The organism is uncultured Fibrella sp., assembly GCF_964250085.1.
Lineage (GTDB): Bacteria > Bacteroidota > Bacteroidia > Cytophagales > Spirosomataceae > Fibrella.
The window spans coordinates 117,246-135,471 of the sequence record NZ_CAXUEC010000004.1; the positions used below are offsets into that span (position 1 = coordinate 117,246).

The window sequence follows — 18,226 nt, forward strand, 5'->3', positions numbered from 1 at the left end:
ACAAACCGTAACGACTTTATGTGGAAACAAATACGTGCTTTTATAGCCGACACCTTCGCTATTGGCCATAGTGAAGCAAAAGGGGTTTTGGCCCTGATAATCCTGATCATTCTGTTCCTACTTTCGCCGTTGATCTACAAGGTTGTCCGGCCCACACGTACCCAGGATACCAGCGCCAGCGACCAGCGTAAACTGGATAGCCTGCTGGCTAAAATGCAACTGGATGGAGCGGCCGACGACAAGGCGCGTTACGGTGATAAAGGGAAACCGTACGGCAACCAACGACCTGACGATGAGCGCCAAACATCAGAACGGTTTCAGGAAATAAAGCCATTCCCGTTCGACCCAAATACCGTCAGTGTGGCGGGATGGCAGCAACTGGGCCTGCCCCGGTGGATGGCCGAGCGGATCGACAAATACCGGAGCAAGGGCGGTAAATTCCGCCGGAAAGAAGACCTGCTCAAGATCTACGACTTTCCGGCCGATACGTACGAAACCCTTGAACCCTACATTAAACTGCCCGACAATGCGCCCAACGCTGCGTACGGCGCTACGGGCACAGCCCGGTCAGACAACGCTGCTCCCGCGGGTACGTCTCCCCTACCCAACCCGGCATCAGCCCGCGAGCGATACGTGAAACCCGTTATTCAGCCATTCGATATCAATACGGCCGATACCACGCAGTTGATCGCCCTGAAAGGCATTGGCAGTAAGCTGGCGGCACGCATTGTGCAATATCGCGATGGGCTGGGCGGGTTCCTGTCCGCCGATCAGTTCACCGAGATCTACGGCCTGGATTCGATCAATCTGGCCGAGTTGACGCTCTACGCGAAAGTGCAGTCGCCCGTGCGCAAGACGCCCATCAACACGGCCTCGGCGGCTGATCTGGACCGGCTGCCATATTTGTCGCGGCGGCAGGCCGAGGTAATCGTCAACTACCGAAATCAGCACGGTGCCTATGCATCGCCCGAGTCCTTGAAATCGCTGCGGGTCCTCAATGCCCGCACCATTGAACAGCTCACCCCGTATTTATCCTTTTAACTAACTGTCATTAGGTAGTCATTACGCTGCGCTGTCATTAGTAATCATTACTTGTAAACGTGATAAATGACTATCAATGACAGGCGCAGCATAATGACCACTGAATGACAGCGCAGCCAGCGACTGTTGTAAAAACGAAAACCCCGCCTGGTGAGCGGGGTTTCAAGATCAAGTTACGGTACGTTTGTTTGGTTTGGTACTCTTCTTTTTGTTACGTGGCACTCTTCCTTTTTTACTAGTTACGGAAACTGGCAATCATCGTTACGGTGAACTCGGAACCACTCAGAAAAAACGGGGTACTGTCTTTTTACGTGGCCAGAAGGTTGGCAAACCACTGGTCATGTAGGCACCAATAGGCTTGTTAGCCAGAAGCTGAAATTGCTTCTCAACAGTCAGGCTCGCAGCACTCGACCGCTTGCCATCATTGCGGTACAACTCATCGCCCAACATGGACGACAGCAAAACAAATTGGTCTAAATTCATAACTTACGGTGTCATCTCGGTAGGTATTACAAATATCCATAGAAGTAACAGAGTTTGCAATATATCCGGTCGAGCTTTACTGATAATTTATCGTAGACATTCGTCGAAGACAGCCGTTGGATAAAGATAACCAGCCAAACTACCAGCCAATTTCCCCATAAGACGACTATACTAGCCAATAGTAACGCCGATTAATAAATTATTTTCTAGCCGCAACCAACTGTTGGGCAGCACGTTGCGCCGGAAACAGAGATGTAACCGCCGTTACCAGCAGCACAACAAATACAGTCAAAATAAGATCGTTGGCGCGAACTTTTACGGGATACGCGTCCACAATGGCCGACGTAGTGCCAAAGCCGACCAGGCCATAGCGTTCCTGCGCGTAACACAGGGCCAAACCTGCTACCAGACCAACCGCCGCGCCCGTAAACGATATGATCGCTCCTTCGAGCAGGAAGATGCGCCGGACCAGTCCCGGATTGGCCCCCATAGCGCCCATAATGCCGATGTCGGCCTTCTTCTCGATAACCAGCATCGACAGGGAGAAGAACGTATTGATACTGGCCACCAGCATAATGAAGACCAGGGTCAGCGTGACAAACAATTTCTCGATCCGAATGGCCCGAAACAGGTCGGGGTTCAACTCGTCGCGGGTACGTACCTGTAGCGTGTTGCCAACCAGCTTTTGTATCGCCGCCTGTGCGCCGAATTCGTCGGTACCGGGGGTCAACTGAATCTCAAGGCTGGCGTACTCGTTGGGGCCGTAACCAAGCAACTCGCGGGCCACCGGCAGCGGAATCAGCACCAGATCATCGTAGTTGTTGGCTTCGATAAAAAATACGCCCGACACATTTAGTTGCTGCTGCCGGAACGCTTCGGGTGAAAGCGACGACAGCTTGCGGTTCCGGTCGGGAAACAACAATTCGAGTGGCGTTAGCGGATCTTCGGGCGAGATGGTCAGGTTGTTCCGAACGCCTTCCGCCACAATAGCGAAGTTGATCCCGTTGTGCGTCAGCACCTGTCGGCCTTCTACCATCGCCGAATCGAGCTGGTGACGCTGCATATACGTACTGTCGACGCCCTTCACGCGCACCACCGTCTGGCTATCGTCGTAGCGCGCCAGTGCGTTATCGGTTGCCACGCCCGTGAGTACCCGCACGCCGGGCAGTTGCCGGAGCTGGCTGATCAGGGCAGGTTTAAGCTCGAACCGCTTGCCTCGCAGGGGCAAAATAGTCAGGTCGGCCTCAACGGATTTAAAGATCGTCCGGTTTATTTCTTCCATCCCATTGAAAACCGACTGCACAACGACCAGCGCCATCGTGCCCACGCCCACGCCCAACATGGCCAGTAGCGACAGCCAACTGATGAAGCTGCGTTTTCGACGGGAGAAAAAATACCGACGGGCAATAAAAGCGGGGAGATTCATGACGTACCTGCGTAACTGAACGGCGAAGATAGCACCCTCAGGCGGCTTACCGCTTCTCCCAGACCGCCCGGTTCGCTTCGGCAAACTGGCGAAACGTGCGCGGGGCGTGGCCAGTCACCTCCCGAAAGACAGGGGTCAGCGCGGCGGCTTTCCCCAGCTTGGCCACGGTATAAAGCGCTACCATAACCAGCACAAACGACAGGGGCATCTTCTCGCCGATCCACTTCCGCCAGATAAACGCCAGCACCGACGGATTTCGGTACTTAATGGGCCGATTCAGCACATAGGACAACTGAGTCGCTACTTCCCGGTAGGTCAGGGCTTCGTCGCCAGTCAGTTCGTAGGCCTGATTGCGGTATTTACCGGTCAGATCGGTCAGTGTCAGCGCCGCCACTTCGCCAATGTCGACTACGTCGATAAAACTGGTACGGCCGTCTCCTGCCGGCATATACAGTTCATCCCGACTGGCTATCTCGTCGCGGTGCGTGGTGCTTAGGTTCTGCATGAAAAAGCTGGGCCGCAGAAACGTAAACGCCAGTCCTGATTCCATCAGCAGCTTCTCGATCTTATAATGTGGCGTCACCGTGTTGTTCTCTACGCCCTGTAGCGACAGGAATACAACCTGTTGCACTTCGGCCCGGCGCATCGCCTCTACAAACGGCCTGAAATAAAGGTCTACGTCGGCCAGTTGAGGTGGTCGCACCAGCAACACCTGCGATATGCCTGCCAACGCAGTTTCGAACGTACCTGGATCAGCAAAATCGAACTGCACTTTGGTATCTACCAGTGCATCCAGCGCATCGGTCTTTTTAGTCAGGTCCCGAACGGCAGCTACTACCTGAATGGCTGGCCGCTGCGGAAGCCGTCTCAATGCTTTGAGGGTTTCGTAACCCACATTCCCGGTTGGGGTAGTAATCAGAATCGTCGGTGTGCCCATCTCAACGTTTATCTGGGGAGCTTTAACAACATAAACGCACCTGTGCCGCTAATGGCTATCAACCAGGCGGCAAAAATCACCGATTCTTCAATCACCTGTGTAAATGTACGTTCAACAGTAACGACTAATGCGTGTCTTACAATCCTATTAAATCTATAAAAAAACTTATTTGCCGTTTACACATTTAACTTAATAAACTCATGCATATTACTAAACATATCAGTAAGTAATACACTTACCTTTGCATATCTTTTTAATATAATTAAATACGTTATATGCCTACAAAATAAAAGATAGGTTATATAATACCCCGTAATTATTAACTAATAGTTGCCTTTATCCACTCTCACGTAATGAATTATAGCGTGTCACTCCGCTTCACAGCAAGCTGCTGCTTGTTGGTTTTTCTGTATTTAACCGGTTCGTTCGCCCTTGCTCAGCAAGGCCCTCCGGGTTTCACTACTGCTCAATATGGCCAGCGCTTTCCAGGTACAAGCATCAAGATTGTCTTCGACTCGAACGACCGGATGTACATTGGCGAAAAATCGGGCCAGGTGTGGGTGACTATCAACGGAATACGGAGCACAAACGCCCTGCTTACCATTTCAGAGGAGGTGGATAATTTCTCAGATCGTGGTCTGCTGGGTGTGGCTATCGACCCGGATTTTGCCCGGAATGGTTTTCTATACGTAAGTTATGTAGTGGATCGCCACCACCTGCTGTGTTACGGTACCTCTGGCTACAATGCTACGGCCTCGGAAACGGGGGCAACCATCCTGCGGGTAACCCGATACACCGTCAGCCCGGCCAGCCTGACGGCCACTAATCCGAACAACATGAGCCTGGTAGCTGGTAGCCGGAAAATACTGCTTGGCGAAGCGGTGGGCACGAGTGAAGCCTTGCTCGACGGCTCCCACTCTGGCGGTGATCTGGCCTTCGGTGCCGATGGCTCGCTGCTGGTATCGACTGGCGATGGTGCAGGACTGAATGGCAAAGATGTGGGCGGCGATGGTAGCCCAGGCTACGGCTCACTCTACTGGCAACAGGCTCTACAGGATGGCATTATCTCCTTCTGGGAAAACGTAGGCGCCTACCGAAGTCAATACCTGGATTCGTTCAATGGCAAGATTCTGCGTCTCGACGCGGCTACCGGCGATGGGTTACCCTCTAATCCGCATTACGACCCCACCAAGCCCCGTTCGGCCCGTTCCCGTATGTTTGCCCGTGGGCTGCGTAATCCGTACCGCATCAGCATCCGGCCGGGAACGGGCAGTACCAACCCGGCCGACGCCAATCCGGGGTCGCTCTATATTGGTGATGTTGGCTGGAACCGGTACGAAGAACTGCATATCATGAAACGCCCGGACCAGAATTTTGGCTGGCCGTATTACGAAGGAATGAGCTTTGTCGAAGGGCGTTCTGAATTCTACCCGATTCCTGCCAACAGAATCAACAACCCGACCGATTCGACGCAGAATATTTATTACAACCGCCTGCCAGATCCAAACGATTCGCTGGCGCTATTCTCCAAACCGGAAATCGCGATCGGCCATCAGTCACAGGGAGCCAGCTATTTGCAGCATGGTGTGCAGCATTACCTACCTAACTTAAATCTGCCTTACAACAATATATCGCTGGGAGCCAGCGCGATCATTGATGGAGGTTGGTCGTCGTACAGCAATAACCTACCAGCCGAGTACCAGAACAAATACTTTTTTGGCGATTACGTTCGGGAATGGATTGCCTACGCTGAATTCGACAACGAAGATCAGCCGGGCGCAATCAACCACTTTGCCCAGGAGTTCAATGGGCTGGTCGATCTGGCGATTAACCCCAACGATTCTAAACCATATCTGCTCTACTGGTTCAACATCGACGTGTTTCAGTTAAGCTATACCGACAATCAGCCCCCAACGGCAAGCCTGCAAACAGATAAAACATATGGTGGCAGTCCGCTCCAGATCCAGTTTGACGGCAGTGCGTCCGTAGACCCCGAAGGAACGTACCTGACCTACGCCTGGAACTTTGGCGATGGGTCGGCCCTATCAACCGATGTCAGCCCGACGCATACGTACACCGTTAGCGGCATACAGGCTTACACGGCCACGCTCACGGTCACCGACGCGGGAGGCGCATCGACGCAAAAAACCAAACTTATTTCGGTCAACAACACCCCGCCCGTTGTGCAAAGCACCAGCCTGGATAACCTGACCCTGATTAGCGCCGGCACCGCCGTTCCGGTTACGCTCTCGGCCGTTGTAACGGATCTGGAACATACCAGCACCCAACTGACGTACCAGTGGCAGGTATTTCACATGCACAATGACCATGCCCACCCCGAAGATGCTTTTACGACCTCAACGGCTTCGGTTACGCTGGCACCACTGGGCACGTGTAGCGGACTTGAAACGTACTGGTACCGGATCATCCTCACTGTAACCGACGCGGCAGGAATAAGCACCACCGTTTACCGGGACCTATATCCGAACTGTGGGGGCACCGCCCAAACGATCACGTTTCTTGCCCCCACCAGGCACCAGGTAACCGACGCTCCCTTCCAGCCAACGGCCTGGAGCAGTTCGGGGCTCCCCGTTACCATATACAGACTAACCGGGCCAGCCTACATGGACGGTAACAGGGTTCGCTTGACAGGTAACCCTGGTTTGGTCACGCTTCGGGCTGTACAAAGCGGCAATGATACCTTCCAGCCTGCTCAAACCGTTGAACAGAACTTTTGGGTGGTCAACTCACTATCGCCCATAGCTGATCTTTCCCTCTCAATGGCGTTCAGCAACAGGGTCCCTACGCTAAACTCGCCGCTATCCTTATTCCTTACAGTGACCAATGATGGCCCCGACGAAGCAACCAATGTGGCGTTGACAAGCCGCCTGCCAGCCGGGCTACTATTCATCAGCAGTCCATCACTGGTTTACCAAAGCGGCGTTGTATCAGGCACCATTGCTTCCCTTGCCTATGGAAGTAGCCAAACCCTGGAACTGCTTGTTCAGCCCACGGCGCCGGGTGTTTACGTTCAGAGTGCCGAAGTGAGCGCCTCGCCTGCTTTCGACCCCGACAGTCGGCCGGGATCAGGTACCGGCGACGGGGAAGATGACATGGCTCAGGTCGATCTGCGAACGATTCCAGAAGCGACAACGGTACGTATGTCGCCCAACCCCAACCAGCAGCCACTACCCCCGGTGGCTTCTAACCAGCCCGGCCCGGCAGCAAACCGGGTAGACTTGAGTGTGAGTATGCAGGCCGACAAACATACGGCTATCGTCAACGAGCCGTTGACCATCACCCTGACAGTGACCAACACGGGCAGTCTGCCAGCCAACACCATTATCGTCCGCGACACACTGGGCAACGATCTCACCCTCAGTACGCCATCGGCAATGAACCTGATCGCGATGGGCGCAGGCTACAGTGTAATCGAAGCCAGCATCGCTACCCTGGCACCCATGCAGTCGGCAACGCTGGTTTTCACCGTGCTGTCAACTGCTAAAGGCCCCCTCAGCACGTCCGCCCAAATCTGGTCGGTGGGATCGCCGGGGCCGAACGTACCTACCGATGCAGACAGTACGCCCGGCAACGGGGTCAGCAACGGTGAAGATGATTGCGCCCGCCTCGACTGGCGAATTCGGTAACGTACCTGGGTTACTCCCACTCCCAGGCATCGTCGTTGATGAGTTCAGCCAGTACGGCTGTCCAGCCGGTTTGGTGGCTGGCTCCAATGCCCTGCGCCGTGTCGCCGTGGAAATACTCGTAGAACAACAGCAAATCCGCATTCTCGGGGCGTTGATAAAATGGACTGAACGGCCCGTGTATCGCCCGATGACCCGACGCATCGGCCTCGAACGTCGATACGATCCGTTTGGCCAACTGACCGGATACCTGTTCGAGGTTCAACCGGTTGCCCGACCCAGTGGGGTACTCAACCGTGAGGGTGTCGCCGTAGAACTGATGGTATTTTTTCAGCGATTTGATAAACAGGTAATTGATCGGCATCCAGACGGGTCCGCGCCAGTTGGAATTGCCACCGAACAGACCCGAATCAGAATCGCCGGGAACGTACCTGATCGAATGCGATTGCCCGTCGATCTGCACCGTATACGGGTTGGCTTCATGGTATTTAGACACCGCCCGAATGCCGCCCGGCGACAGAAACTCAGCCTCGTCGAGCAGTACGCTCAGCAGTTTTTCGAGTCGCTGCTTTGATACGAGCGAGAGCAAAATATCACCGTCGGGCGTAACCCGCTGATCGGGCATGGGCAGGTTCAGGCTCGTGCGGTAGCCCTGAAAAAAGCGGACCCGCTTCAGAAAATCCGACAGTGGTTCGCTCTTGTGTCGCTTCACGATCGAGACGGCGAAGAGCACCGACAGCCCCACGATGGAACGTACCCGAAGCACCCTTGGCGGTACTGTAGGCGAGTAAATCCGGTCGTAGTAGAAATGGTCGTCCTCATCCCACAGCGCGTCGTTCAACGATTCGGAGATAAGCACAAATTGCTCGTAAAACTTGGTCGCTACATCTTCAAACGACGGATCATGGCGACTGATCTCCAGCGCAATGTCCATCATGTTCAGGGCGTACATCGCCATCCAGGCCGTAGCATCGGCCTGTTCCAGCAACGTACCTGGCGGCAGATTACTGCGGTCAATTACACCGATGTTGTCCAGCCCGAGGAAGCCCCCGGCAAATACGTTATCTTCTTCAGGATCAAGGTGGTTGGCCCACCAGGTGAAGTTGATCAGCAACTTCTGAAACACCCGTTTCAGAAACGGCACATCTTCATTTTTGTAGATTGCCCGTTCGAGCCGATACACCGACAGTGCCGCCCAGGCATGCACCGGCGGGTTCACGTCCGAGAATTTCCACTCGTAAGCCGGTATCTGTCCTGTGGGGCTCATGTACCATTCGCGCATAAGCAGGATCAACTGGTTTTTGGCGAAGACCGGGTCTACCATCGCCAGCGGAATAGTATGAAACGCCAGATCCCAGGCTGCATACCAGGGGTATTCCCACTTGTCGGGCATGCTCATCACGTCTTCGTTGTTGAGGTGCTTCCAGTTGTGGTTACGCCCGTGCCAGCGTTCGGGCGGCGGCGGCGGATTACCCGGATCGCCCCGCAGCCAGTGCGGAATGTCGTAGTGGTAATACTGCTTCGTCCAGAGCAGTCCGGCCAGCGCCTGCCGTTGAATACGCTTCAGGTCATCACTAGCCCCAACCGGAACCAGCGGTTCATAAAAGGCATCGGCGTCGGTTTTTCGGTCAATAAATACCTGATCGAAAGCGGCGTCGAAGGGCTGGGTCTGAATGGTTTTGCAGAGCCGAAGCGCGATGGTCCAGGTTTCTCCGGGAGCAATCTCTTTCTTGTAGACCGGCGCAAACTTGGTTCCTGTTTCGTTCTCGCGCAGCAAGTCGCAGAGGTAATCGTTATGCCCGGCAACCGCTTCATGAAACGCGTCTTTCACAAAAGGTGACCCATTCGGAATACCGTATAATCGCTTGGTATTCGATTCATTATCCGTCATCAGGCTGATTTCCACCGGCTGATAATAGAGGTAATAGTTCCCGGCCCGAAAGTGCGACAGGAACACATTACCGGCCGTTGGCATGTCGGGGCGACGGCTGATGGTCGGCTTCTGAAAATCAGGATCGAACCCCCAGCGGTTCCGGCACCAGAGCGTGGGCAGAACTGTCAACGGTGCAGAAGCAGGCCCCCGGTTGGTCGCCGAGATGCGAATACAGACGTCATCGGAATTGTTTTTGGCGTACTCGACCACTACGTCGAAGTAGCGACCTTCTTCAAAAACGCCCGTTTGTAGAATCTCAAATTCGGAATCGTTACGGGTACGTCGGCCGTTCTCCTGAATGAGCCATTCGTAGGGGAAAGCGGCCTGTGGGTATTTGTAAAGGCCTTTCATGTACGAATGCGTGGGCGTGTTGTCGAGGTAGTAATACAACTCCTTCACATCTTCGCCATGATTGCCCTCGTTGTTTGTCAGGCCAAAGAGCCGTTCTTTCAGCAGGCCGTCGTTGCCGTTCCAGAGCGCCAGGCCAAAGCAGACGTTCATGCGCCGGTCGGCAATGCCCATCAGGCCATCTTCGCCCCAGCGGTACACCCGGCTCCGCGCCTGATCGTGCGTAAACGAGTTCCAGGCATCGCCATTGGCGGAATAATCTTCGCGCACAGTACCCCACTGACGGTCAGCCAGATAAGGACCCCACTTTTCGAGCGGAACGGCTTTTTTGGCATTTTCCTGAAGGCGATCTAATTCGGGATTCTTCATACAACAATGAACAATTAGCAATAAACAATTAGCGGTGATCAATCAGCAATGAACAGTTATCAATCAGCAGTAGACTCCAATATGGAACCTGTCAGGCGGCAACCGATCGTTAATAACTGATAATTGTTCATTGTTAATTGATTATTGTTAACTGTCTCATCCTCCCGTGGCGAAACCTTCGAAGACGGTCATGCCGCCGTCGATGAAAATGCTGGCTCCCGTGATGTAATCGGAATCATCGGACGAGAGAAAAACGGCCAGATTACCAATGTCTTCGGGCTGGCCAATGCGGTTGTATGGAATCAGCGTCATCAGTGAATTCAGGGCCTGCGGCGTACTCCAGGCACCCGTGTTGATGGGCGTCTGAATGGCCCCCGGACAGATGCTGTTCACGCGGATCTGCCGGTCGCCGTATTCCTGTGCCAGCGATTGCATCAGCATGCGGATCGCCCCTTTCGAGGACGCATAATTGACGTGGCCCGCCCACGGAATGATCTCATGAACCGAACTCATGCAGATAATTTTACCCGTCGCCCGCGACACAGCCGGCCGTGGCCCGCGCCGCAGAAACTCGCGAATGGCTTCGCGGGCGCAAAGGAACTGCCCGGTCAGGTTCACGTCGATCACCAGTTGCCATTGGGCCAGGGTCATTTCGTCGAATTTCGCGTCGCGCTGAAGGCCCGCGTTGTTGATCAGAATGTCGATCGTTCCGAAGTGATCCACGGCCTGTTTGAACATCGCCTGCACCTGATCTTCTTTCGACACGTCGGCCTGAATAGCGAGTGCATCCACCCCGTAGCCTTTCAGTTCGGCCACAACGGCTTCGGCATCGTCGGGTTTCGACACGAAATTAACCACGACGTTGGCCCCCGCCTGACCCAGCGATTTGGCCACGCCAGCCCCGATTCCTGAATTGGCCCCGGTCACCAGTGCGGTTTGACCCGAAAGTTTTTTATCTGCCATCTCGTTTGAAAATAGTGTTTATGAGTAGTTCTTACTGCAACTACTCTAATCCGGGCCGGATAGTTATAGCCGTTGCCTTGAATTAATCGCTTTATAAAGCCAATGGCGAGTTTTAGAGCTATCTAACAAACTAAATAACATGACTGAACAACCAGATCCAGCGGCGGGTGAATCGCCAATTGCCCAATCGACGGTGCCGCATGGCCCGCCACCCGGCCATTTTCTAAAATCGGAAGATGACGACACAGACGTCGATGCCAGCGAGGTAGAAGACGAATCAGACGGCATGGAAAAGCCCGATTTTCTGGGAAAGACGAACCTGGAAAATAGAGGTAAACAAGCGGAGTAAGAACAAGTGATACGTGTGTTGTGTCTTGTTGTTACTGGCTCGCAAATCAATAACAACAAGACACAGTACGATGTAGCTGATTTATGCCTTACCGGCCGACGATCAACATTTTGTGGTTCAAACGCGATTTGCGCCTGCGCGACCACATGCCTCTACAGGCGGCGGTGGCGACGGGCAAACCGTTGCTGTTGCTCTACTGTTTTGAGCCGTCGGTTATAGCTGATCCGAACTACGATCTCCGTCACTGGCGGTTCGTAACAGAGTGCCTCGCCGACCTGAACCGGCAACTGGTCAGGCTTGCAACTACCTCGCCAGCCGTTCAGGTGGCAACTGCCCCGCCGGAGTGGCGTGCCCACGAATGGCTTCCGTTCGTGTTTGATGATGAGCCAGTTACCGGCAACGTACCTGATGCGGGTCTGCCCATAGTCTGGATTTTTCAGCGCGAGGTGGTCGATGTGCTGGGTACGTTACACCAGCAGTTCACCATCGACACGCTCTTTTCGTATGAAGAAACAGGCCTCAAAGTCACCTACGACCGGGATAAAGCCGTGGCCCGGTTCTGCCGTGAACAGGGCGTTGACTGGCGGGAATTTCAATCCAACGGGGTGATCCGCCGCCTGAAAAATCGCGACACCTGGACCGACGAATGGCAGAAAACCATGCGCGCGCCCCAGCAGCACCCTGACCTTGCGCGCTGGATGCCCGCCAACGTACCTGGCCAGTGGTACGAAACCGAACGTGGCCCTGACCTGCCAGCCGCCTGGCACGTACCTGACCCCCTGTTTCAGCCCGGTGGCGAGCAAAACGCCTTTCGGTACCTGAACAGTTTTCTTACCGATCGGATTACGCTGTACGCCAAATCGATCTCAAAACCGCTCGCCAGTCGGCGGGGGTGTAGCCGGCTGTCGCCCTACATCGCCTGGGGTTGCCTGAGCATCAGGCAGGTGTTCCAGGCCCAGTTGCAGGCCACTAAACAACCGGTGATGCCGGGTTTGGGGCGTCAGTTCAGCGCCTTTGCCTCGCGCCTACGCTGGCATTGCCATTTTATTCAGAAGTTTGAATCGGAAGACCGCATCGAATTCGAGAACGTCAACCGGGCATTCGATACGCTGGAGAAACAGCATAACCCGACGCAATATGCCGCCTGGCGCGACGGACAAACGGGCTACCCGCTCATCGACGCCTGTATGCGCTGTTTGATCGCCACCGGCTACATCAACTTCAGGATGCGGGCCATGCTGATGTCGTTTCTGAGCCACCATTTGCTTCAACACTGGAAAGAAGGTGCCCTTCACATGGCCCGTATTTACACCGATTTTGAGCCCGGTATTCATTACGCGCAGATTCAGATGCAGTCGGGTATGACGGGCACCAACACCGTCCGAATTTACAACCCGGTGAAGCAATCGCAGGACCACGACCCGGATGGTCTATTCATCCGACAGTGGATTCCCGAACTGGTCAATTGCCCCGTTGCATACATTCACGAGCCGTGGACCATGCCGCCGCTTGAACAGGACATGGCCCGTTTCCACGTTGGCATTGATTACCCCGCTCCTATCGTCGACATTGTTCAGACCGGCCGGGAAGCCCGCCTAAAACTGCATGAGCCCCGAAAAACCGTAACAGGTCAGGCCGAAAAAGAACGTATCCTGCTCCGGCACACAATACCGAATCAGCAACGTACCTGACCTTCCGACGACCAAACGAAAAGAGCCTCTGCTAACCAGCAGAGGCTCTTTTCATAAACGTAAGTTTCTTAGTATTCCCAGAGACCGTGCTCAATTTCCATCAGATCGTACTCTGTCTGATACGATTTCATTAGGCCCTCTTTGTCACCATAGATACCAACCAGTTCTTTATCTTCCGGGTTGGCCACTTTCGTGATCCGACCGTAGAACAGACGCAGGTCAAACGCGTCGGCAAGGTTCTTGTGCTGCGCCTGGTTCTGCGTGTTGTACCAGACAAACTTCTTTGGGTCAGACCGGAACAGCTTATCCAGATCTTTGTATTTGAACGTAGCTACCGGCAACTCAAATCCGGCGGCGTTCTTATCGGCAGGCAACAACATCTTGATTGTCTGGATGTCGTAGTACAGCCGTGACCGTTTCTTATCAAAAATCCAGTCTTCTTTTACTTCCAGAACGCTGAGTTCTTTGGGGAAATATTCGTCGCCGGTAAGTGCAGGGGCAGCTTTAGCCACGGCTACTGTATCTTTCGGTACGACAGGTGCAACAGGCTGAGTGGCTTTGCCTTTTTTACCTTTTGCGTTTTTAGCCGTTTTCTTTGGCGCAGGCGCACCCCAGCCATCATCAGCCTTAGCAGTGGTCTTCGGTGCTGGCGCACCCCAGCCATCATCAGCAGGCTTCGTTTTGGCAGTTGCCTTGGTTGGGTCCTGCTTTTTAGTGTCGCCCCAATCATCCGCTTTTGTATCGGTCGGCTTGCCAAAACCGGCTTCTATCTCTTCTTTCGACAGACTAGCTTCCTGGCTTGGGACCAGCAGTCGCTCGTGGAACTTTTCAGGTGAAATCTTTTTTGTGCACGAGTCATCTTCGTATGCATCAAGCAACCCTGCTTTGACAGCATCCATAAGATACTTTGTAATCTCGTTGCCTTTGGCGAACATACTCCGATTCTGAGTCTCCTTCAAGTCAATTCGACGCCAAAGGGTCTTCTTCATCATAATGTCACTGTCGTCGATTGGACGAACTGACATCGAGTTATATTTGCTGTTATCGCGTTCCTGCGCCATAGCACCAACACCCAAAAGCGAAAGGGTAGCTGTAGCCGTTAGGGCAATCGTCCGTATCATTGTCACTTGCTTCATAGCCTGTGTTCTTTACCTGTCTACGCACTAAAAACGGCCCGTAAGCCGCTTTAGTATAGTTAATATAAGGATATTACCTGTGGAACGCTACTAACCGGAACATCGCTAATATCGCCCCGGAAATTCTTCCGCTGAACCCCATCAATTGTTATCGTTAACCGATCACCAGGCTCCATTTCAGAAGCCATACCGCCAAGAGAACCACCACCGGCACCGAGCGATAATGGACCAGCAACACGCCGGGTGCCCCGTGCTAGGTTGACTGTGATGCCTGTCACCCGGAAATTGGCGTCGTTTGGTGCGTAGGCCGCAAAGCTTGGATCAGCTACGGCTCGCACGCTAATGCTACGGGCTGATCCTACTGGTACACCACGTGGATCGGTAGCTGGACGGCCGCCAACCAGATACTCGATGGTCGGACGAGGCACACGGTTCACTTTGAAATTCTCAGTGCCAAGAAGATTCCCTGCATTACTAACATTTAAGGCTACAGTTGCTGCGTTTGGCACAACAGTAATCTTCCCTTTCCCGCCCGATGGTAATACGACTGCACCGTTGGCCGAAAAGTTCGGGTTCCAGAGTGCGCCGAGTTGTGGGCTTTGGATGCTCAACTTGTTTTCGCAACCCAGGTATAACGGCGGCATTGTTCCGGTCTCAACCTGATAGGTAGGCTTAGCGACTGCGTATTCGGCCCGTACAGGGACCGTTTTCACCGTTCCGTCTGGTGCGTTGTAGGAGATCGTTCCTGATAGTACGCGTTTTGATAAACCCTGGCTATCGTACGAACCACCTTGTGCGGTGAATTCAATAATACCCCGGCCATTATCCATGCGAATCGGCCCACCGCTGAGGCTCATACGGGGCTGAATGCCCGATGACGAAGCCGCCAGGAACATCTCACCTCTGAACTTCGTACCAGCCACAACCACGTTGGACTGCATGCTGAGCATACCCGTAATCCGGTCGAACTTAACGTCCTGCGCACCTACTTTCGAGGCCAGGTAATCCAGTGTCTCCCCCTCAATCCGGCGAACATCGGCTTGTTTCTGGCTCAACACGGCCAGGGCTGCCGGTACAGGTGTCTGGGCGAAATTTAGCGTTGGAAAATCCTTTGTCCGCTGTTCTGATGAGCGTTTGGCGATTGGGTCGTCTTTGCCGTCGAGGGCTAAAGGTGCAAACTTGGCGTTCCCTATTTTCGACAGTTCGTCGGTAAACTGGTTCAGCGTAGTTTGCAGTTTGTACGCTTCTCCGTTCCGGTTGTTACCTACCAGAAGCTGCGCTACTTTCTCTTCTTCACTCAGGTTTTTAATGTTACCTTCTTCATCAGTGCCACCACCCGCCGCTACAAGCTGCGTTTTCAGGGCATCGATTTGGCTAATCATATCAGCCGTTTTCTTGCGAACAAGATCGGCTTGTTGTAATACGGCTGCATCGGCAGGACGGTTACCCGTTTTACTGACTGCGGCCCGAATTTTTTCCAGTGTCTCCTGATTGACCCGATTGGCTGACCCCGTTGATTGCTCTAACGAATTGTTCAGCAGGACGAATTTTTCCAGAATGGCCGATGTCACCTGCAAGGCAAGCAACGCGGTCAACACCAGATACATCATCCCGATCATTTTCTGACGGGGTGTTTCTTTTCCACCTGCCATTAGTTGGTAGTGATTTAGTACTGTTTGAGGTTAACGAACAACGTACAAAGCCCCACCTGTACCGAATGCTCACGGCGGAGCATTTGGCAAGGCGATGGACCGCGGCGGCGGACCGCCATATAACGTTGATTTGATTTTTTACTGGTTGTTGCCGCGCATGGCTGTCAGCATGCTGCCATAGACATTATTGAGCGAAGCAAGATTGCCCGTCAATTTCGACAGTTCTGATTTGAACTGCTGTGTGTCTTTGCTGGCATCGGCCATATTCTGCATAGCCGAAGTCAGGTTGCCGTAGAAGGCATTCATGGCTTTCAGGTGCTTGTTCGTGTCCTGTAATTCCAGTTCATAAACGGCATTCAGCGCGCCCATGTTCTTGGTTACCTTCTGGAACTGATCACGGTAATCTTTGGCATCGGTGGTTGCATCGGCCATCGAGTTCATGGCGGTGATAGCCGTACCATATGACTTGTTCATTTCAGAAATTGAGCCAGACGCTGATTTCACGTTGCGGGCGTAGTCGTTGGTGGCTACAGTGGCGTCAGTGAGGTCGGTCAATTTAGATACCGTACTGTTCAGGTTCTGGAAGCCCGATCCAAGTTTTTCAAATACATCAGGCGTTATTTTAGCCTGTGCAAGCATTTGATCCATGTTGGCAGTCAGGCCGTTGGCTTGAGGGGTAGCTACCGCTTTGCGAACTTCACCCTTGTAGTCGGGGGCCAGTTCAGGATAAACGCGCTCCCATTCGTAGTCATCGCCCGTTGCAACCGGCTGCGTGAAACTTTGAATAGCATACAACGCGAAGATTACTACCTCTGTCAGCAAGCCCACCGTCAGCATGAAGCCGAATTGTTCGTTGTGGGTAATTTTTGCCCAGGCTCCGAAGATAACGACGGCGGCCCCGGCACTATAAATAGTAGGAACGAGACGGTCCCAAAAGAAATTTACTTTTCCTGCTGCCATGAGTTGGTTTACAGATGATTATTAAAAAAAGTGGAAGTAAAAGGGTTAAGCTTTGCTGCCTTTCATGCCTTTGTCGGCTTTGGGCGCTTTGGATGTCTTTGATGACGACCGGCTTGATGAACGGCCACCGCGTGCCGATGCAGTACGGCCTTCGAGGTTATCCATTACACAACGGAAACCAATATACGACCGGCGGGCATTCTCGTCTTCATAGGTACGTGTACCCGATTCCAGGTAGTAGGCAATGTCTTTCCATGAACCGCCACGCACCACCTTCCGGGGCTCGTCGGCGTTCTGGTTGTCTGGGTTCATATCCCAAACAATGGCGTTGGCATTTTCAGCGTAGGCATCGCGGCACCATTCGGCCACGTTACCAGCCATGTTGTACAGGCCGTATTCGTTAGCGTTGTACTGGTTAGCAGGCGCTGTGTAGGGGTAGCCGTCGGCGTCGAAATTACCGCGCTGTGGTTTAAAGTTTGCCAGGTAGCAACCTTTCCCGTTAGCAACATAGGGGTTACCCCAGGGATATTTGGCGCCCTGTTTGCCACCGCGGGCAGCCCATTCCCACTCCGCTTCAGAGGGTAACCGGAAACGAGGCGAGTTAACCAGGTTCTCTTTAGTACGGTAATCGTTATATAGGTTAGTACGCCACTGGCAGAAGTGCTGGGCAGCTTTCCAATTGACACCAACTACTGGGTACGTATCAAAGGCTGGGTGGCCGTAGTAGTACTCAAGCATCGGGTCACCATTGTGGTAGGTGAAGTCATTTTTCCAGACAGTCGTGTCGGGATAATACTTGGCCATGATCTCTTCCTCGCCAATCGAGGCGGCAGAGTCGGCCAGCATCGCATTCACGTACTGACGATACTCGTGGTTAGTGATCTCCGTATCATCCATGTAGAATGAGCTGATCGTTACCCGGCGGTTCATGTTGATCTGGGTAGCCGCGATATCTTCATCAGCCTGACCCATGATAAATGAGCCCGACGGGATAAGGACCATGCCGTAGGGTGTCGTTTGGCGATAGCCGGGCCGCGATTTAGCTACAATCTCCCCGTTGTTCACGCCGACATCTCCAGCTTTACCGCCCCCAAATTTAGACTTAAAAAAGCCGCAACTCTGCAAAACCAGCACTGTCGCCACAACCAATACGCCCCGGAGTGTATATGCCGGCATTCGGTTCGATTTCATATGTATAAACTGCATAAAACTTGTGCAAGACTGACGTAAGAACGAAAATCCTCACGCTTATTGTATGTAAACTTTGAATGCCAGATCAAAGCAGTAACTGCGT

Annotated in this window: 13 protein-coding genes; 4 read left to right on the forward strand and 9 right to left on the reverse strand. The window is 53.4% G+C overall.

Annotated features, from left to right (window positions below):
* Nucleotides 1-18: 18 nt before the first annotated feature.
* Nucleotides 19-1,041, forward strand: coding sequence for a helix-hairpin-helix domain-containing protein (locus ACFE8Q_RS14155; RefSeq protein ID WP_375446062.1), 1,023 nt, complete (start codon nucleotides 19-21; stop codon nucleotides 1,039-1,041).
* Between the two features lie 282 nt (nucleotides 1,042-1,323).
* Here ACFE8Q_RS14155 and ACFE8Q_RS14160 read toward each other — a convergent pair whose 3' ends face one another.
* From ACFE8Q_RS14160 to ACFE8Q_RS14170, 3 genes are all read right to left on the reverse strand, one after another.
* Nucleotides 1,324-1,524, reverse strand: a complete 201-nt coding sequence (locus ACFE8Q_RS14160) for a hypothetical protein (protein ID WP_375446063.1) — start codon at nucleotides 1,522-1,524, stop codon at nucleotides 1,324-1,326.
* Nucleotides 1,525-1,723: 199 nt separating this feature from the next.
* Nucleotides 1,724-2,950: an ABC transporter permease gene (locus ACFE8Q_RS14165; protein WP_375446064.1), complete on the reverse strand. Its 1,227-nt coding sequence runs from the start codon at nucleotides 2,948-2,950 to the stop codon at nucleotides 1,724-1,726.
* 46 nt (nucleotides 2,951-2,996) lie between these two features.
* Nucleotides 2,997-3,887, reverse strand: a complete 891-nt coding sequence (locus tag ACFE8Q_RS14170; RefSeq protein ID WP_375446065.1) for an SDR family oxidoreductase — start codon at nucleotides 3,885-3,887, stop codon at nucleotides 2,997-2,999.
* 353 nt (nucleotides 3,888-4,240) lie between these two features.
* Here ACFE8Q_RS14170 and ACFE8Q_RS14175 point away from each other — a divergent pair, with 353 nt between their 5' ends.
* Nucleotides 4,241-7,534, forward strand: a complete 3,294-nt coding sequence (locus tag ACFE8Q_RS14175; RefSeq protein ID WP_375446066.1) for a PKD domain-containing protein — start codon at nucleotides 4,241-4,243, stop codon at nucleotides 7,532-7,534.
* 10 nt (nucleotides 7,535-7,544) lie between these two features.
* Here the strand turns inward: ACFE8Q_RS14175 and ACFE8Q_RS14180 are convergent, their stop codons facing one another.
* Together ACFE8Q_RS14180 and ACFE8Q_RS14185 are read right to left on the reverse strand one after the other, a co-directional pair.
* Nucleotides 7,545-10,181, reverse strand: a complete 2,637-nt coding sequence (locus ACFE8Q_RS14180; RefSeq protein WP_375446067.1) for a glucosidase — start codon at nucleotides 10,179-10,181, stop codon at nucleotides 7,545-7,547.
* Nucleotides 10,182-10,337: 156 nt separating this feature from the next.
* Nucleotides 10,338-11,144 carry an SDR family oxidoreductase gene (locus ACFE8Q_RS14185; protein ID WP_375446068.1) on the reverse strand — a complete coding sequence of 269 codons (807 nt, stop codon included), beginning with the start codon at nucleotides 11,142-11,144 and terminating at the stop codon, nucleotides 10,338-10,340.
* A gap of 139 nt (nucleotides 11,145-11,283) precedes the next feature.
* On the opposite strand from ACFE8Q_RS14185, the gene ACFE8Q_RS14190 reads away from it, so the two are divergent.
* The gene (locus ACFE8Q_RS14190) at nucleotides 11,284-11,493 is read left to right on the forward strand and encodes a hypothetical protein (protein WP_375446069.1); all 210 of its coding nucleotides are present in this window, start codon (nucleotides 11,284-11,286) and stop codon (nucleotides 11,491-11,493) included.
* Between the two features lie 83 nt (nucleotides 11,494-11,576).
* Nucleotides 11,577-13,184: a deoxyribodipyrimidine photo-lyase/cryptochrome family protein gene (locus ACFE8Q_RS14195; RefSeq protein WP_375446070.1), complete on the forward strand. Its 1,608-nt coding sequence runs from the start codon at nucleotides 11,577-11,579 to the stop codon at nucleotides 13,182-13,184.
* 68 nt (nucleotides 13,185-13,252) lie between these two features.
* Here the strand turns inward: ACFE8Q_RS14195 and gldN are convergent, their stop codons facing one another.
* The 4 genes from gldN to ACFE8Q_RS14215 form a co-directional block, all read right to left on the reverse strand.
* Nucleotides 13,253-14,320: a gliding motility protein GldN gene (gene gldN, locus ACFE8Q_RS14200; RefSeq protein ID WP_375446071.1), complete on the reverse strand. Its 1,068-nt coding sequence runs from the start codon at nucleotides 14,318-14,320 to the stop codon at nucleotides 13,253-13,255.
* Between the two features lie 59 nt (nucleotides 14,321-14,379).
* Nucleotides 14,380-15,972 (reverse strand): gliding motility protein GldM, encoded by a 1,593-nt coding sequence (gldM, locus tag ACFE8Q_RS14205; protein ID WP_375446072.1) that lies wholly within the window; start codon nucleotides 15,970-15,972, stop codon nucleotides 14,380-14,382.
* Between the two features lie 138 nt (nucleotides 15,973-16,110).
* Entirely contained in the window at nucleotides 16,111-16,932 is an 822-nt protein-coding gene (gldL, locus tag ACFE8Q_RS14210) for a gliding motility protein GldL (RefSeq protein WP_375446073.1), read from the reverse strand.
* Nucleotides 16,933-16,977: 45 nt separating this feature from the next.
* Nucleotides 16,978-18,123, reverse strand: coding sequence for an SUMF1/EgtB/PvdO family nonheme iron enzyme (locus tag ACFE8Q_RS14215; protein ID WP_375446074.1), 1,146 nt, complete (start codon nucleotides 18,121-18,123; stop codon nucleotides 16,978-16,980).
* Nucleotides 18,124-18,226 lie beyond the last annotated feature (103 nt).

Excerpts from the sequence above, each read along its gene's own strand:
- ACFE8Q_RS14155 (WP_375446062.1), top strand. The coding sequence starts at position 19 with ATGTGGAAACAAATACGTGCTTTTATAGCCGACACCTTCGCTATTGGC.
- ACFE8Q_RS14160 (WP_375446063.1), bottom strand. The coding sequence starts at position 1,524 with ATGAATTTAGACCAATTTGTTTTGCTGTCGTCCATGTTGGGCGATGAG.
- ACFE8Q_RS14165 (WP_375446064.1), bottom strand. The coding sequence starts at position 2,950 with ATGAATCTCCCCGCTTTTATTGCCCGTCGGTATTTTTTCTCCCGTCGA.
- ACFE8Q_RS14170 (WP_375446065.1), bottom strand. The coding sequence starts at position 3,887 with ATGGGCACACCGACGATTCTGATTACTACCCCAACCGGGAATGTGGGT.
- ACFE8Q_RS14175 (WP_375446066.1), top strand. The coding sequence starts at position 4,241 with ATGAATTATAGCGTGTCACTCCGCTTCACAGCAAGCTGCTGCTTGTTG.
- ACFE8Q_RS14180 (WP_375446067.1), bottom strand. The coding sequence starts at position 10,181 with ATGAAGAATCCCGAATTAGATCGCCTTCAGGAAAATGCCAAAAAAGCC.
- ACFE8Q_RS14185 (WP_375446068.1), bottom strand. The coding sequence starts at position 11,144 with ATGGCAGATAAAAAACTTTCGGGTCAAACCGCACTGGTGACCGGGGCC.
- ACFE8Q_RS14190 (WP_375446069.1), top strand. The coding sequence starts at position 11,284 with ATGACTGAACAACCAGATCCAGCGGCGGGTGAATCGCCAATTGCCCAA.
- ACFE8Q_RS14195 (WP_375446070.1), top strand. The coding sequence starts at position 11,577 with ATGCCTTACCGGCCGACGATCAACATTTTGTGGTTCAAACGCGATTTG.
- gldN (WP_375446071.1), bottom strand. The coding sequence starts at position 14,320 with ATGAAGCAAGTGACAATGATACGGACGATTGCCCTAACGGCTACAGCT.
- gldM (WP_375446072.1), bottom strand. The coding sequence starts at position 15,972 with ATGGCAGGTGGAAAAGAAACACCCCGTCAGAAAATGATCGGGATGATG.
- gldL (WP_375446073.1), bottom strand. The coding sequence starts at position 16,932 with ATGGCAGCAGGAAAAGTAAATTTCTTTTGGGACCGTCTCGTTCCTACT.
- ACFE8Q_RS14215 (WP_375446074.1), bottom strand. The coding sequence starts at position 18,123 with ATGAAATCGAACCGAATGCCGGCATATACACTCCGGGGCGTATTGGTT.